Raw genomic sequence first — 15,229 nt, forward strand, 5'->3', positions numbered from 1 at the left:
AGCGTGGAATTGTACCCAAGCACTGGCCGGGGCGCGATGTTACTGGCGTGAAACGGTCAAATTAGGTCGTACAAAGCGTGTCACGGCGCTCGAATCGCTCGCCTTTTGGGCCCGCGCTCGCCGTTGTGAAGCATATCGGCAGGGCGGCTACGCGCTACAATGGCGTTTTCGTTCTTCTCGAGGTATGCGCTTTGACTGCTCCAGGTGCTTTGAATTCCGCTGTCGGCTCGCTTTATGTGGTGGCGACGCCCATTGGCAACCTGGATGACATCAGTGCGCGGGCCATGAAGGTGTTGCGCGACGTGTCGCTGATTGCCGCGGAAGACACCCGCCACTCCCTCAGATTGTTGCAGCACTTCGGAATTACGACACCGCTTGCGGCCTGTCACGAGCACAACGAACGTGACGAAGGCAGCCGTTTCATCGCCAAGTTGCTGGCGGGCGAGGACGTGGCGCTGATCTCCGATGCGGGCACGCCGTTGATCTCCGATCCCGGTTATCACCTGGTGCGTCAGGCGCGGGCGGCAGGTATCAGTGTAGTGCCGGTTCCCGGCGCTTGCGCATTGATCGCCGCGCTCTCGGCGGCGGGGCTGCCGTCCGATCGGTTCATTTTCGAAGGTTTCCTGCCGGCCAAGGCGGTGGGGCGTCGGGCTCGCCTGGAGCTGCTCAAGGAAGAGCCGCGCACGCTGATCTTCTATGAGGCACCGCATCGGATCCTTGAATGCCTGCAGGACATGGAGACGGTTTTCGGCGCCGAGCGCCCGGCACTGCTGGCCCGTGAACTGACCAAGACCTTCGAAACCCTCAAGGGCTTGCCGCTGAGCGAACTGCGCGGCTTTGTCGAAGCGGACGCCAATCAGCAGCGTGGCGAGTGCGTGGTGCTGGTCGCCGGCTGGACGGCACCGGAAAACGACGACGCAGTCGGCAGCGAGGCGATGCGCGTCCTCGACCTGTTGCTCGAGGAAATGCCGCTCAAGCGCGCCGCGGCCCTGGCGGCGGAAATCACCGGGGTGCGCAAGAACCTGCTGTATCAGGTGGCGCTGGATCGGCAGAAAAATGCCTGACTGATTTTGCTGTGGGTTGGATCCGATCCAGGTGTGGGATCCGGCCTGGCGGTGTTTGCCGGGACAGCACCCTGTGGCGAAACGCCTTTAATGCTTGTCCTTCAGGGCATGTGCCGGTAACCTTCGCGGCGGAGAGTCGATTGGACAGTCGCTGCCCCCTATGAAAATTAGGGGGGGGAGGAAAGTCCGGGCTCCATAGGGCGGAGTGCCAGGTAATGCCTGGGAGGCGTGAGCCTACGGAAAGTGCCACAGAAAATAACCGCCTAAGCGCTTCGGCGCCGGTAAGGGTGAAAAGGTGCGGTAAGAGCGCACCGCACGGCTGGCAACAGTTCGTGGCTAGGTAAACCCCACTCGGAGCAAGACCAAATAGGGTTCCAAGGCGTGGCCCGCGCTGGAACCGGGTAGGTTGCTAAAGATGTCCAGTGATGGCCATCGTAGAGGAATGACTGTCCTCGACAGAACCCGGCTTACAGATCGACTCTCCACCTCTTTCCCTCCCTGCACGCAATCGCTGGCAGAAGCGCATTTGTAATACCGAAAAAATCTTACTCTTCACAAATCACTTTAACTTCCGCGCTCAAATTTCTCAGCGCGTTGAAGTTCGTCTCCGGAAACACTCTCCCGATTGTCGAATTACCTCCTTTTATGCTCCTAAATCTCCGATCTGTAAGGCTTTTCCTTAAGACCGCGCCTTGACGGTGTGGTGGGCGCATTCCTATAGTGTGCGCAAGTGGAGGAAAGTGGCATGAAGTGGGTTTTTTTGACGTAAAACGCTAATATTTGGAGAAACGCAGCTGTGTTTCGCGGAGCCAACGCTATCAGTCTCGATGCAAAGGGCCGTCTCGCTATGCCGAGCCGGTACCGTGACGAGCTCGTTTCGCGTAGTTCCGGCCAACTGATCGTGACCATTGATGCCGTGGACCCCTGTTTGTGTGTGTACCCGCTCGACGAGTGGGAACTGATTGAAACCAAGCTGCGGGCGTTGCCGTCGTTGCGGGAAGAGAACCGCCGGCTGCAGCGTTTGCTGATTGGTAATGCCGTCGACCTCGAGCTCGACGGCAGCGGCCGTTTCCTGGTGCCGCCGCGCCTGCGTGAGTATGCGAAGCTGGACAAGCACGCGATGCTGGTAGGCCAACTGAACAAGTTTCAACTGTGGGACGAGGACGCCTGGAACGCTGTATCGGCAGCGGACCTGGCGGCCATTCAACAACCGGGCGCGATGCCTGATGAACTGCGTGATCTGATCCTGTGACTATTGATAGCGGCTTTAACCACATCACCGTACTGCTTGACGAAGCCGTCGAGGCTCTCGCCGTACGCCCTGATGGCTGCTATCTGGATGGCACCTTCGGCCGTGGCGGGCATAGTCGGCTGATCCTCAGCAAGCTCGGGCCGGGTGGCCGACTCCTCGGATTCGACAAGGATCCTCAGGCGATTGCCACCGGGCAAGCGCTAGCGGCCGAAGACGGCCGCTTTGTCGTTGTGCAGCGCAGCTTTGCCGAGCTCGGTTCGGAAATCGTCGAGCGCGACATGGCCGGCAAGGTCAACGGCATCCTGCTGGACCTGGGTGTGTCTTCGCCGCAGCTCGACGACCCGGAGCGTGGCTTCAGTTTCATGAACGACGGTCCGCTGGATATGCGTATGGACCCGTCCCGTGGCATCAGTGCGGCTGAGTTCATCGCCACCGCACCGGCTGAAGAAATTGCCCGGGTGTTCAAGGAGTACGGCGAAGAACGTTTCTCCGGCCGTATGGCCCGGGCCGTGGTCGAGCGTCGTGTGATCAAGCCCTTCGAGCGCACCGCCGACCTGGCCGAAGTGCTGAAGGTGGCCAACCCGGCCTGGGAAAAGGGCAAGAATCCGGCGACCCGCGCGTTCCAGGGCCTGCGCATCCACGTCAACAACGAACTGGGCGACCTGGAAACCGGCCTCGAAGCGGCGCTCGACGCCCTGGAAGTCGGTGGCCGCCTGGTGGTCATCAGCTTCCACTCGCTGGAAGACCGTATCGTCAAACTGTTCATGCGCCGCCTGGTCAAGGGCGAAAGCGACAACCTGCCGCGTAACCTGCCGGTCCGCCACCAGGCTTTCGAGCCGCGGATCAAAGTGCATGGCAAGGCCCGGTTCGCCTCCGAAGCCGAGCTCAAGGCCAACCCGCGTGCGCGCAGCGCCGTCATGCGTGTCGCGGAGAAGTTGCGGTGAGCAAGCTCTACGCCAAGCCACTTCCCGGCGGAAGCTTTTTCATGTTCCTGCTGTTTGTCGCCGTGTTGGTTTCCGCCATCGGCGTGGCCTACAGCGCGCACTGGAACCGTCAACTGCTCAACTCGCTGTACAACGAGCTGAGCGTGCGTGACAAGGCCCAGGCCGAATGGGGTCGCCTGATTCTCGAGCAGAGCACCTGGACCGCCCACAGCCGGATCGAAACCCTGGCCACCGAACAACTGAAGATGCGCATCCCCAGCCCATCCGAAGTCAGGATGGTGGCGCCATGATGAAACTCGAAGGCGCGCTCTATCCCTGGCGCTTCCGCGTGGTCCTCGGCGCACTGGCGATCATGGTCGGCTATATCAGTTGGAAGATCGTCGACCTGCAGGTGATCGACCGGGCGTTCCTGATCGGCCAGGGCGATGCGCGCAGCATGCGGCATATCCCGATTCCGGCGCACCGTGGCCTGATCACCGATCGCAATGGCGAGCCCCTGGCCGTCAGTACCCCGGTGACCACGCTGTGGGCCAACGCCAAGGAAATGCAACTGGCCAAGGATCGCTGGCCGGCGTTGGCGATGGCGCTCGGGCAGGACCCGAAGCTGCTGACCGAACGCCTGGAACAGCAGGCCAATAAAGAATTCATCTACCTGGTCCGTGGCCTGACCCCGGAGCAGGGCCAGTCCGTGCTCGACCTCAAGGTTCCCGGCGTCTACGGCATCGAGGAGTTCCGGCGGTTCTACCCGGCCGGTGAAGTGGCGGCCCATATGGTCGGCTTTACCGACATCGACGACCACGGTCGCGAAGGGGTGGAGCTGGCCTACGACGAGTGGCTGGCCGGGGTGCCCGGCAAGCGACAGGTGATCAAGGACCGGCGCGGCCGGCTGATCAAGGATGTCCAGGTGACCAAAAACGCCAAGGCCGGCAAGCCCTTGGCGTTGTCCATTGACCTGCGCCTGCAATACCTGGCCAACCGCGAGCTGCGCAACGCCCTGGTGGAAAACGGCGCCAAGGCCGGCAGTCTGGTGATCATGGACGTGAAGACCGGCGAGATCCTCGCCATGGTCAACCAGCCGACCTACAACCCCAACAACCGGCGCAACCTGCAACCGGCGATGATGCGCAACCGCGCGATGATCGACGTGTTCGAGCCGGGTTCGACCATGAAGCCGATCTCCATGAGCGCGGCCCTGGAAACCGGCCGCTGGAAGCCCAGCGATACGGTCGAGGTCTACCCCGGTACCCTGCAGTTGGGCAAGTACACCATTCGTGACGTGTCCAAGACCGAAGGCCCGGTACTCGACCTGACCGGCATCCTGATCAACTCCAGTAACGTCGGCATGAGCAAGGTCGCCTTCGATATCGGCGGCGAAGCGATTTTCCGCGTGATGCAGAAAGTCGGCCTGGGCCAGGACACCGGCCTTGGCTTCCCCGGCGAGCGGGTCGGCAACCTGCCGAACTACCGCGAGTGGCGCAAGGCCGAGACCGCAACCCTGTCCTACGGCTACGGCCTGTCGGTGACCGCGATCCAGCTGGTGCACGCCTTCTCGGCCCTGGCCAACAACGGCAAGATCGTGCCGCTGACCTTGATCAAGACCGACAAGGCTCCCGAGGGTACCCAGGTTATCCCGGAAAATGTCGCCAAGACCATGCAAGGTATGTTGCAACAAGTGATCGAGGCGCCGCGGGGTGTCTGGCGCGCGAAAGTGCCGGCCTATCACGTGGCCGGCAAGTCCGGTACGGCGCGCAAGACCTCGGTCGGCACCAAGGGTTATGAAGAAAACGCCTACCGCTCGCTGTTCGCCGGTTTCGGCCCGATGAGCGATCCGCGCTACGCCATCGTGGTGGTGATCGACGAACCGAGCAAGGCCGGTTACTTCGGTGGCCTGGTCTCGGCACCGGTCTTCAGCAAAGTCATGTCCGGCACCCTGCGCCTGATGAACGTCATCCCCGACGACTTGCCGACAACGCCCCAACAGCAGGCCGTTGTCGCGCCTGCCCCGGTAAAAGGAGGGCGTGGTTAATGTCCCTGAGCTTGAACAAGATTTTTGCCCACGCCGGTCGCGATCTGCTGATTCGCGAATTGGCCCTCGACAGCCGTAAAGTCCGCGCCGGCGACCTGTTCCTGGCGATACCGGGCGGCAAGGTCGACGGTCGCAACCATATTGCCGACGCCTTGCAGCGTGGCGCGGCGGCGGTGGCCTATGAAGTCGAAGGCGCCACCGTGCTGCCGATCACCGATGTGCCGCTGATCCCGGTCAAGGGCCTGGCGGCGCAACTGTCCGATATCGCCGGGCGTTTCTACGGTGATCCGAGTCGCCACCTGAACCTGGTGGGCGTGACCGGAACCAACGGCAAGACCAGTGTCAGCCAGTTGATTGCCCAGGCCCTCGATTTGCTGGGCCAGCATTGCGGCATTCTTGGCACCCTGGGTACGGGCTTTTACGGCGCGCTGCAGAGCGGCATGCTGACGACGCCGGACCCGATTGCCGTGCAGGCGAGCCTGGCCGACTTGAAGAAAGCCGGGGCCAAGGCCGTTGCCATGGAAGTGTCTTCCCACGGCTTGCATCAGGGCCGGGTGACCGCGCTGGCATTCGATGTGGCCGTGCTGACCAACCTGTCCCGCGATCACCTGGATTATCACGGCACCATGCAAGCCTATGGTGCGGCCAAGGCCAAGTTGTTCGGCTGGGCCGACCTGAGCTGCCGGGTCATCAATATCGACGATGAGTTCGGTCGCCAGTTGGCGGCGGAAAAGCATGAGTCGCGTTTGCTGACCTATAGCCAGGAAGATCCGAGCGCCTACCTCTATTGTCGCGATGCGCAATTCAGCGACGAAGGCGTGCGCGCCACGTTGGTGACGCCGCAAGGCGAGCATCACTTGCGCGGTGCGCTGCTCGGACGCTTCAACCTGAGCAATCTGCTGGCGGCGGTCGGTGCCTTGCTGGGCCTGGATTACCCGCTGGACGAGATCCTGCGCGTACTGCCGCAGCTCGAAGGTCCGGCCGGTCGTATGCAGCGCCTGGGCGGTGGTGCCCGGCCACTGGTGGTGGTCGACTACGCCCACACCCCGGATGCCCTGGAAAAAGTCCTGCTGGCCCTGCGTCCTCACGCCAAGGGTCAATTGCTCTGCCTGTTCGGCTGCGGTGGCGACCGTGATCGCGGCAAGCGCCCGCTGATGGCCGAAGTGGTCGAGCGTCTGGCCGATGTGGCGCTGGTCACCGATGACAACCCACGTACTGAAGACCCTTCGCGGATCTTCGACGATATCCGTGCCGGCTTCGTGGCCACGGACAAGGTCCGTTTTGTCGCCGGTCGCGGTCTGGCCATCGCCGAACTGATTGCCGGCGCCTCGGCCGACGATGTGATTGTCCTGGCCGGTAAAGGTCATGAGGACTATCAGGAAATCAACGGCCAGCGCCATGCCTTCTCCGACCTGGTCGAAGCCACCAAGGCCCTGGATGCCTGGGAGGTCGCCCATGCTTGAGGCGATGAAACTCAGCGAAGTGGCGAAGGCCTTGTCGGCACGCCTGTTGACGGCCGATGCCAGTTTCAATGGCGTGAGCATCGACAGCCGGGCGATTCAGCCTGGCCAGTTGTTTGTCGCGCTGACCGGACCGCGTTTCGACGGTCATGATTATCTCGACGATGTCGCCGCCAAAGGCGCCGTCGCGGCGCTGGTCGAGCGTGAAGTGGTCGGCAGCAAGCTGCCGCAGTTGCTGGTCGCCGACTGCCGTCTGGCCCTGGGTCAGCTGGGCGCGCTGAACCGCGCCGCCTTTACCCAGCCGGTGGCGGCCATTACCGGCTCCAGCGGCAAGACCACGGTCAAGGAGCTGCTCGCGAGCATCCTGCGCACCCGTGGCCTGGTCCTGGCCACTCGCGGCAACCTGAACAACGAACTGGGCGTGCCACTGACCCTGCTCGAGCTAGCCCAGGAACACAGTGCGGCGGTCATCGAGCTGGGGGCTTCGCGCCTAGGCGAAATTGCCTATACCGTCGCCATGACCAAGCCCCATGTGGCCATCTTGAACAATGCCGGAACCGCCCATGTCGGCGAGTTCGGTGGTCCCGAGAAAATCGTCGAGGCCAAGGGCGAGATCATTGAAGGGCTGCAAGCCGATGGCGTGGCCGTCCTCAACCTGGACGACAAGGCTTTCGCTATCTGGCAAGCCCGTGCCGCCGGTCGAAAAGTCCTGAGCTTTGCCCTGGAAAACACCGCCGCCGATTTCCATGGCGCACAGATTTCCCGTGATCCACGGGGCTGCCCGGGTTTCGATTTGCACAGTCCCCTGGGCAGTGCCCGGGTGCAACTGAACCTGCTGGGCACCCACAACGTGGCCAATGCCCTGGCCGCCGCCGCCGCCGCCCATGCCCTCGGCGTTTCCCTGCCGGGCATCGTTGCCGGGCTGGAAGCGGTACAACCGGTCAAGGGGCGCGCGGTGGCGCAATTAGCAATCAATGGCATTCGCGTCATTGACGACACCTACAACGCCAACCCTGCCTCAATCGCGGCCGCCGTTGATATACTCGCCGGCTTTTCCGGCCGCACCGTTCTGGTGCTCGGAGATATCGGCGAGTTGGGCGAGTGGGCGGAGCAAGGACATCGTGAAGTAGGCGCTTATGCCGCCGACAAGGTTTCAGCGCTGTATGCGGTGGGACCGATGATGGTTCATGCCGTCAACGCCTTTGGCCCGCACGCCCGTCATTTCGCCACCCAGGCCGATCTGATCGCGGCGCTGGGCGCCGAGCAAGACACGGACACCACCATTTTGATCAAGGGTTCGCGCAGCGCTGCGATGGAAAACATCGTGGCGGCTTTGTGTGGGCCCGCTTCTGACGAACACAAGGGAGAGAAGCATTAATGCTGCTGCTGCTAGCGGAGTACCTGCAACAGTTCTACAAAGGCTTTGCGGTCTTTCAGTACCTGACCCTGCGCGGGATTCTCGGGGTACTGACTGCGCTGTCTCTGTCGCTGTTTCTCGGCCCATGGATGATTCGGACCCTTCAAAATCGGCAGATCGGTCAGCCGATTCGCGATGACGGTCCAAAAACTCAACTCTCCAAGTCGGGTACGCCGACCATGGGCGGGGTGTTGATCTTGTCCTCCATTGGTATCAGCACCCTGCTGTGGGCTGACCTGCATAACCGCTATGTCTGGGTAGTCCTTCTGGTGACCCTGCTGTTCGGTGCTATCGGCTGGGTCGACGATTACCGCAAGGTGATCGAGAAGAACTCCCGTGGTCTTCCGAGTCGCTGGAAATATTTCTGGCAATCGGTGTTCGGCCTGGGTGCAGCGATCTTCCTGTTCATGACCGCGCAAAGCCCGGTCGAGACCACCTTGCTGATACCGATGCTCAAGGATGTCAGCATTCCCCTGGGTGCAGGCTTCATGGTGCTGACCTACCTGGTCATCGTCGGTTCGAGCAACGCGGTCAACCTGACCGACGGCCTCGACGGCCTGGCGATCATGCCGACGGTGATGGTCGGTGGCGCGCTGGGGATCTTCTGCTACCTGTCGGGTAACGTGAAGTTCGCCGAATACCTGCTGATTCCCTATGTCCCGGGCGCGGGCGAGCTGATTGTGTTCTGCGGCGCGCTGATCGGTGCCGGCCTGGGTTTCCTCTGGTTCAACACCTACCCGGCCCAGGTTTTCATGGGCGACGTTGGCGCACTGGCGCTGGGCGCGGCCCTGGGCACCATTGCGGTGATCGTCCGCCAGGAAATCGTCCTGTTCATCATGGGCGGTGTGTTCGTGATGGAAACCCTGTCGGTGGTGATCCAGGTCGCTTCCTTCAAATTGACTGGCCGCCGTGTGTTCCGCATGGCGCCGATTCACCACCACTTTGAACTCAAGGGTTGGCCCGAACCACGGGTGATCGTCCGTTTCTGGATTATCACCGTGATCCTGGTGCTGGTCGGCCTTGCCACCCTGAAGCTGAGGTAGAACACGTGTCACTGATCGCTTCTGACCACTTCCGCATCGTTGTCGGCCTCGGCAAGAGCGGCATGTCCCTGGTTCGCTTCCTGGCGAACCGGGGCATTGCCTTTGCCGTGGCCGATACGCGGGAAAATCCACCGGAGCTGGCCACGCTGCGCCGTGACTATCCGCAGGTGGAAGTGCGTTGTGGCGAGCTGGACGTCGAATTCCTCTGCCGTGCCGACGAGCTCTACGTGAGCCCCGGCCTGGCCCTGGCGACTCCGGCCCTGCAAGCGGCGGCCGCCCGTGGCGTGAAATTGTCCGGCGATATCGAGCTGTTCGCGCGTCACGCGAAGGCGCCGATCGTCGCCATCAGCGGTTCCAATGCGAAAAGCACCGTCACCACCCTGGTCGGTGAAATGGCGGCCGCGGCCGGCAAGCGCGTCGCCGTCGGCGGCAACCTCGGCACCCCGGCGCTGGACCTGCTCAGCGACGACGTCGAGCTGTACGTGATGGAGCTATCGAGCTTCCAGCTGGAAACCACTGACCACCTCGGTGCCGAAGTGGCCACCGTGCTGAATGTCAGCGAAGACCATATGGACCGCTACAGTGGCCTGCCGGCCTATCACCTGGCCAAGCACCGGATCTTCCGTGGCGCCAGGCAGGTGGTGGTCAACCGTCAGGACGCCTTGTCCCGGCCGCTGATGAGCGAAGGCCTGCCGTGCTGGACCTTTGGCCTCGGCAAACCGGACTTCAAGGCTTTCGGCCTGCGCGAAGAGAATGGCGAGAAGTACCTGGCCTTCGAATTCCAGAACCTGATGCCAGTAAGCGAACTGCGGATTCGCGGCGCCCACAACCAGGCCAATGCCCTGGCGGCCCTGGCCCTGGGCCATGCGGTCGGGCTGCCGTTCGACGCCATGCTCTCGAGCCTGCGGACCTTCGCCGGCCTCGAGCATCGCTGCCAGTGGGTCCGTGAGTTGAACGGCGTGAACTACTACAACGACTCCAAGGCCACCAACGTCGGTGCGGCCCTGGCCGCCATCGAAGGCCTGGGGGCCGATATTGCCGGCAAGCTGGTACTGATTGCCGGTGGCGACGGCAAGGGCGCGGACTTCAGCGGCCTGCGCGGCCCGGTTGCGAGCCACTGCCGTGCGGTGGTCCTGCTCGGCCGCGATGCTGAACTCCTGGCCCAGGCCCTGGGCGACGCCGTACCGCTGATTCGCGTGCAGAGCTTGAACGAGGCCGTACAGCGCTGTGCCGAGCTGGCCGAGCCGGGTGATGCGGTGTTGCTGTCGCCGGCCTGCGCCAGTTTCGACATGTTCAAGAACTACGAAGAACGCGGGCGCCTGTTCGCCCAGGCCGTGGAGGGGTTGGTATGAATTTCAACATTATCAAACCCTATCCGTCGCCGATCATCAGCGGGCGTGGCGTCGATATTGACTTTCCGATGCTGGCCGGCGCCCTGGGGCTGCTGGGACTGGGCCTGGTCATGATCACCTCGGCGTCCTCGGAAGTCGCCGCCGTGCAGTCGGGCAACGCGCTGTACCACATGATTCGCCATCTGATCTACATGGTCATCGGCCTGGGTGCCTGCATTGCCACCATGATGGTGCCGATCGCCACCTGGCAGCGCATGGGCTTCATGATGCTGGTGGGTGCTTTCGGCTTGCTGGTCATGGTGCTGCTACCGGGCATCGGCCGCGAGGTGAACGGTTCGATGCGCTGGATCGGCTTCAGCTTCTTTAACGTGCAGCCCTCGGAAATCGCCAAGGTCTTCGTGGTGATCTACCTCGCCGGTTACCTGGTGCGGCGACAGAAGGAAGTCCGCGAAAGCTGGATGGGCTTCTTCAAGCCCTTCATCGTCTTGCTGCCGATGGCCGGCCTGCTGCTGATGGAACCGGACTTCGGTGCCACCGTGGTGATGATGGGCGCGGCGGCGGCGATGCTGTTCCTCGGCGGGGTCGGGCTGTTGCGCTTCGGCTTGATGGTCATGCTCGCGGTGGTGGCGGTGGTGGTGCTGATCAAGGCGCAACCCTACCGGATGGCGCGTTTGACCACCTTTACCGACCCCTGGGCCGACCAGTTCGGTTCCGGCTACCAGTTGACCCAGGCACTGATCGCCTTCGGTCGTGGCGAATGGCTGGGCGTGGGCCTGGGCAACAGCGTGCAGAAACAGTTCTACCTGCCTGAAGCGCACACCGACTTCGTGTTCTCCGTACTGGCTGAAGAGCTGGGTGCGGTGGGTTCGCTGCTCACGGTCGCGCTGTTTGTTTTCGTCAGTGTGCGGGCCATGTACATCGGCCTGTGGGCGGAAAAGGCCAAGCAGTTCTTTGCCGCCTATATGGCCTATGGCCTGGCCTTTCTGTGGATCGGTCAATTCCTGATCAATATCGGCGTGAACGTCGGCCTGCTGCCGACCAAGGGTCTGACCCTGCCGTTCCTCAGTTACGGCGGTAGTTCGTTGGTGATTTGCTGTGCCCAGCTCGGCTTGTTGCTGCGTATCGAGTGGGAGAGTCGAACCCATCTGGGCAGTGAAGAGATGGAGTTCGATGAAAGTGACTTCGCCGAGGAGTCACCCCATGGCCGATAAAGTGCTGATCATGGCCGGTGGCACCGGCGGACACGTGTTCCCGGCGCTGGCCTGCGCGCGGGAGTTCCAGGCGCGCGGCTACGAGGTGCACTGGTTGGGCACGCCGCGGGGTATCGAGAACGAACTGGTGCCCGGCGCCGGGTTGCCGCTGCACCTGATCCAGGTCACCGGCCTGCGGGGCAAGGGCAAGCTGTCGCTGCTCAAGGCTCCGTTCGTGCTGCTCAAGGCGGTGTGGCAGGCACGCAAGGTCATGCGGGAACTGAAGCCGGTCTGTGTGCTGGGCTTTGGCGGTTATGTGACCGGCCCCGGCGGTGTTGCCGCGCGGATGGCCGGTATTCCGGTAATCGTTCATGAACAGAACGCCGTGGCGGGTACCGCCAATCGGCTGCTGGTGCCCTTGGCGACCCGGGTCTGCGAAGCTTTCCCGAATACCTTCGGCGCCTCGGGCAAACGTCGGACCACCGGTAACCCGGTGCGCACCGAACTGTTCCTGGAAACCCCGCGCCAGGACCTCGCCGGACGCCGCGCGCGCCTGCTGATCCTGGGCGGCAGCCTGGGTGCCGAGCCGTTGAACAAGCTGTTGCCCGAAGCCCTGGCGCAAGTGCCGGCCGAATACCGTCCGGAAGTGTTTCACCAGGCCGGGCGCAATCACGACGAAATCACCGCCGAACGCTACCAGGCGGTCGGCGTCGAGGCGCAAGTGGCGCCGTTTATCAAAGACATGGCCCAAGCCTATGGCTGGGCCGACCTGGTGGTCTGCCGTGCCGGCGCCTTGACCGTCAGTGAACTGGCCGCCGCCGGTCTGCCCTCGTTGCTGGTGCCCTTGCCCCATGCGATCGACGATCACCAGACCCGCAATGCCGAATATCTGGCCGGGGAGGGCGCTGCCTTCCTGCTGCCGCAAAGAACGACTGGCGCCGCCGACCTGGCGGCTCGCCTGACAGAGGTTTTGATGCAACCGGAACGACTGAACAGCATGGCGCGCACTGCCCGCCGCCTGGCCAAGCCAGATGCCACCCGCACCGTGGTCGAGATCTGCCTGGAGGTGGCCCATGGTTGAGAATCAGAAAGCCATGCCGCAACCGGAAATGCGCCGTATCCGTCGTATCCACTTCGTCGGTATCGGCGGCGTGGGCATGTGCGGGATTGCCGAAGTGTTGTTGAACCTGGGCTATGAAGTGTCCGGTTCCGACCTGAAGACCTCGCCGGTGACCGAGCGCCTGGAGTCCTTCGGCGCCCACATCTTTATCGGCCACCGCGCCGAGAACGCCGCCGATGCCGATGTGCTGGTGGTCTCGAGTGCCGTGAACAAGTCCAACCCGGAAGTGGCCACCGCCCTGGAGCGGCGCATTCCGGTGGTGCCGCGCGCCGAGATGCTGGCCGAGCTGATGCGCTATCGCCACGGCATCGCCGTCGCCGGTACCCACGGCAAGACCACCACCACCAGCCTGATCGCCTCGGTGTTCGCCGCCGGTGGCCTCGATCCGACCTTTGTCATCGGTGGCCGACTGAATGCCGCGGGCACCAATGCCCAGCTCGGCACCAGCCGCTACCTGATCGCCGAAGCCGATGAAAGCGACGCCAGCTTCCTGCACCTGCAGCCGCTGGTCGCCGTGGTCACCAATATCGACGCCGATCATATGGACACCTATGAAGGCGACTTCAACAAGCTGAAGAAGACCTTCGTCGAGTTCCTCCACAACCTGCCGTTCTACGGTCTGGCCGTGGTCTGCCTGGACGATCCGGTGGTGCGCGAGATCCTTCCGCAGATCGCCCGTCCGACCGTGACCTACGGTGTCCACGAAGACGCCGACGTGCGTGCGATCAATATTCGCCAGGCCGGCATGCAGACCCACTTCACCGTGCTGCGTCGCGACCGCGAGCCGCTGAACGTGTCGGTGAACATGCCGGGCAACCACAACGTGCTCAACTCCCTGGCCACCATCGCCATCGCCAGCGACGAGGGCATCAGCGATGAAGCCATCGTCCAGGGGCTGTCGGGCTTCCAGGGCGTCGGTCGACGCTTCCAGGTCTACGGCGAACTGCCGGTGGACGGCGGCAGCGTGATGCTGGTGGACGACTACGGTCACCACCCGACCGAAGTCGCGGCGGTGATCAAGGCTGTCCGCGGTGGCTGGCCGGAGCGCCGCCTGGTGATGGTCTATCAGCCGCACCGCTACACCCGCACCCGCGACCTGTACGACGATTTCGTCCAGGTGCTGGCCGACGCCAATGTCCTGCTGTTGATGGAAGTCTATCCGGCCGGGGAGGAAGCGATTCCGGGCGCGGACAGCCGCCAGCTGTGCCGCAGCATTCGCCAGCGCGGCCAGCTCGACCCGATCTATATCGAGCGTGGCGTCGAACTGGCACCGCTGGTCAAGCCGCTGCTGCTGCCCGGTGACATCCTGCTCTGCCAGGGCGCCGGCGATATCGGTGGCCTTGCCCCGCAATTGCTCAAGAGCCCGCTGTTCGCCACTGCCGTAGCCAGCCAGGAGAAGTCGAAATGACCGCTGCCTACGCCAACCTGTTCTCGACCGTCGAGCCTAAAGCCTTCGGCCGCGTCGCGGTGCTGTTCGGCGGCAAGAGCGCCGAGCGCGAGGTCTCGCTGAAGTCCGGCAACGCGGTGCTTGAGGCGCTGCAAAGCGCCGGTGTCGACGCCTTCGGTATCGATGTGGGCGACGATTTCCTGCAACGCCTGCTCAATGAAAAGATCGACCGCGCCTTTATCATTCTGCACGGTCGCGGCGGTGAAGACGGCAGCATGCAAGGCCTGCTCGAATGCCTGGGGATTCCCTACACCGGCAGCGGCATCCTCGCCTCGGCGCTGGCCATGGACAAGCTGCGGACCAAGCAGGTCTGGCACAGCCTGGGGATTCCGACACCGCGTCACGCCGTGTTGAGTTCCGCGGCCGACTGTATTTCAGCCGGCGCGGAACTGGGGTTCCCTTTGATCGTCAAACCTGCTCATGAAGGCTCCAGTATTGGGATGGCCAAAGTGACCTGCGCCGACGATCTGATCGCCGCCTGGAAAGCCGCCGCCGCCTACGATTCGCAAGTATTGGTTGAACAGTGGATTCAAGGTCCGGAGTTCACCATCGCCACCCTGCGCGACCAGATCCTGCCGCCGATTGCCCTCGGCACCCCGCATTCGTTCTACGACTACGACGCCAAGTACCTGGCTTCCGATACCCAGTATCGGATTCCCTGCGGCCTCGATAGCACCAAGGAAAAGGAACTGATGGACCTCACGGCCAAGGCCTGCGAGGCGCTCGGTATCGCCGGTTGGGGCCGGGCCGACGTGATGCAGGACGCCGACGGGCAGTTCTGGTTCCTGGAAGTCAACACCGCGCCGGGCATGACCGACCACAGTCTGGTCCCCATGGCCGCGCGGGCCGCCGGCCTGGATTTCCAGCAGTTGGTGCTGGCGATCCTGGCGGCAAGCATCGAGGTACGAGGTTAA

Annotated in this window: 13 protein-coding genes and 1 other RNA gene; all 14 read left to right on the plus strand. The window is 63.1% G+C overall.

Annotation, left to right across the window (positions count from 1 at the left end; translation table 11 throughout):
- The first annotated feature begins 209 nt into the window (after positions 1 to 209).
- Entirely contained in the window at positions 210 to 1,064 is an 855-nt protein-coding gene (gene rsmI, locus M5C01_RS31220; protein ID WP_177099470.1) for a 16S rRNA (cytidine(1402)-2'-O)-methyltransferase, read from the plus strand.
- Between the two features lie 132 nt (positions 1,065 to 1,196).
- Positions 1,197 to 1,550, plus strand: an RNA gene (gene rnpB, locus M5C01_RS31225) — RNase P RNA component class A.
- A 310-nt stretch (positions 1,551 to 1,860) separates the two neighbouring features.
- Complete coding sequence (gene mraZ, locus M5C01_RS31230) at positions 1,861 to 2,316, plus strand: division/cell wall cluster transcriptional repressor MraZ (protein WP_100941295.1); 456 nt, start codon at positions 1,861 to 1,863, stop codon at positions 2,314 to 2,316.
- A 2-nt stretch (positions 2,317 to 2,318) separates the two neighbouring features.
- Positions 2,319 to 3,260, plus strand: a complete 942-nt coding sequence (gene rsmH / locus M5C01_RS31235) for a 16S rRNA (cytosine(1402)-N(4))-methyltransferase RsmH (RefSeq protein ID WP_103494606.1) — start codon at positions 2,319 to 2,321, stop codon at positions 3,258 to 3,260.
- Positions 3,257 to 3,550, plus strand: a complete 294-nt coding sequence (gene ftsL, locus M5C01_RS31240; RefSeq protein WP_100941296.1) for a cell division protein FtsL — start codon at positions 3,257 to 3,259, stop codon at positions 3,548 to 3,550. Before rsmH ends, ftsL begins: the two co-directional genes overlap by 4 nt.
- Complete coding sequence (locus M5C01_RS31245; RefSeq protein ID WP_177099622.1) at positions 3,550 to 5,286, plus strand: penicillin-binding protein 2; 1,737 nt, start codon at positions 3,550 to 3,552, stop codon at positions 5,284 to 5,286. Before ftsL ends, M5C01_RS31245 begins: the two co-directional genes overlap by 1 nt.
- On the plus strand, positions 5,286 to 6,749 hold the full coding sequence (locus M5C01_RS31250) for a UDP-N-acetylmuramoyl-L-alanyl-D-glutamate--2,6-diaminopimelate ligase (protein ID WP_152741175.1): 1,464 nt from the start codon (positions 5,286 to 5,288) through the stop codon (positions 6,747 to 6,749). The genes M5C01_RS31245 and M5C01_RS31250 overlap by 1 nt, the downstream gene beginning before the upstream one ends.
- Positions 6,742 to 8,124, plus strand: coding sequence for a UDP-N-acetylmuramoyl-tripeptide--D-alanyl-D-alanine ligase (murF, locus tag M5C01_RS31255; RefSeq protein WP_152741174.1), 1,383 nt, complete (start codon positions 6,742 to 6,744; stop codon positions 8,122 to 8,124). Before M5C01_RS31250 ends, murF begins: the two co-directional genes overlap by 8 nt.
- Positions 8,124 to 9,206, plus strand: a complete 1,083-nt coding sequence (gene mraY / locus M5C01_RS31260) for a phospho-N-acetylmuramoyl-pentapeptide-transferase (protein ID WP_152741173.1) — start codon at positions 8,124 to 8,126, stop codon at positions 9,204 to 9,206. The genes murF and mraY overlap by 1 nt, the downstream gene beginning before the upstream one ends.
- Before the next feature lie 5 nt (positions 9,207 to 9,211).
- A complete protein-coding gene (gene murD / locus M5C01_RS31265; protein ID WP_177099476.1) occupies positions 9,212 to 10,558 on the plus strand; it encodes a UDP-N-acetylmuramoyl-L-alanine--D-glutamate ligase in 1,347 nt (448 codons plus the stop codon).
- Positions 10,555 to 11,769 carry a putative lipid II flippase FtsW gene (gene ftsW / locus M5C01_RS31270; protein WP_152741172.1) on the plus strand — a complete coding sequence of 405 codons (1,215 nt, stop codon included), beginning with the start codon at positions 10,555 to 10,557 and terminating at the stop codon, positions 11,767 to 11,769. The genes murD and ftsW overlap by 4 nt, the downstream gene beginning before the upstream one ends.
- Positions 11,759 to 12,829 carry an undecaprenyldiphospho-muramoylpentapeptide beta-N-acetylglucosaminyltransferase gene (murG, locus tag M5C01_RS31275; protein WP_100941303.1) on the plus strand — a complete coding sequence of 357 codons (1,071 nt, stop codon included), beginning with the start codon at positions 11,759 to 11,761 and terminating at the stop codon, positions 12,827 to 12,829. The genes ftsW and murG overlap by 11 nt, the downstream gene beginning before the upstream one ends.
- Positions 12,822 to 14,276 carry a UDP-N-acetylmuramate--L-alanine ligase gene (gene murC, locus M5C01_RS31280; protein WP_103494531.1) on the plus strand — a complete coding sequence of 485 codons (1,455 nt, stop codon included), beginning with the start codon at positions 12,822 to 12,824 and terminating at the stop codon, positions 14,274 to 14,276. Before murG ends, murC begins: the two co-directional genes overlap by 8 nt.
- Entirely contained in the window at positions 14,273 to 15,229 is a 957-nt protein-coding gene (locus tag M5C01_RS31285) for a D-alanine--D-alanine ligase (RefSeq protein WP_103494532.1), read from the plus strand. The genes murC and M5C01_RS31285 overlap by 4 nt, the downstream gene beginning before the upstream one ends.

The sequence above is a fragment of the Pseudomonas sp. MWU12-2319 genome (genome assembly GCF_023242525.1).
Classification (GTDB): domain Bacteria; phylum Pseudomonadota; class Gammaproteobacteria; order Pseudomonadales; family Pseudomonadaceae; genus Aquipseudomonas; species Aquipseudomonas gingeri_D.

What these genes read in the sequence shown, in the direction of transcription:
- murG (WP_100941303.1), top strand. Translation starts at nt 11,759, where the DNA reads ATGGCCGATAAAGTGCTGATCATGGCCGGTGGCACCGGCGGACACGTG.
- M5C01_RS31250 (WP_152741175.1), top strand. Translation starts at nt 5,286, where the DNA reads ATGTCCCTGAGCTTGAACAAGATTTTTGCCCACGCCGGTCGCGATCTG.
- ftsW (WP_152741172.1), top strand. Translation starts at nt 10,555, where the DNA reads ATGAATTTCAACATTATCAAACCCTATCCGTCGCCGATCATCAGCGGG.
- M5C01_RS31285 (WP_103494532.1), top strand. Translation starts at nt 14,273, where the DNA reads ATGACCGCTGCCTACGCCAACCTGTTCTCGACCGTCGAGCCTAAAGCC.
- mraY (WP_152741173.1), top strand. Translation starts at nt 8,124, where the DNA reads ATGCTGCTGCTGCTAGCGGAGTACCTGCAACAGTTCTACAAAGGCTTT.
- murF (WP_152741174.1), top strand. Translation starts at nt 6,742, where the DNA reads ATGCTTGAGGCGATGAAACTCAGCGAAGTGGCGAAGGCCTTGTCGGCA.
- M5C01_RS31245 (WP_177099622.1), top strand. Translation starts at nt 3,550, where the DNA reads ATGAAACTCGAAGGCGCGCTCTATCCCTGGCGCTTCCGCGTGGTCCTC.
- murC (WP_103494531.1), top strand. Translation starts at nt 12,822, where the DNA reads ATGGTTGAGAATCAGAAAGCCATGCCGCAACCGGAAATGCGCCGTATC.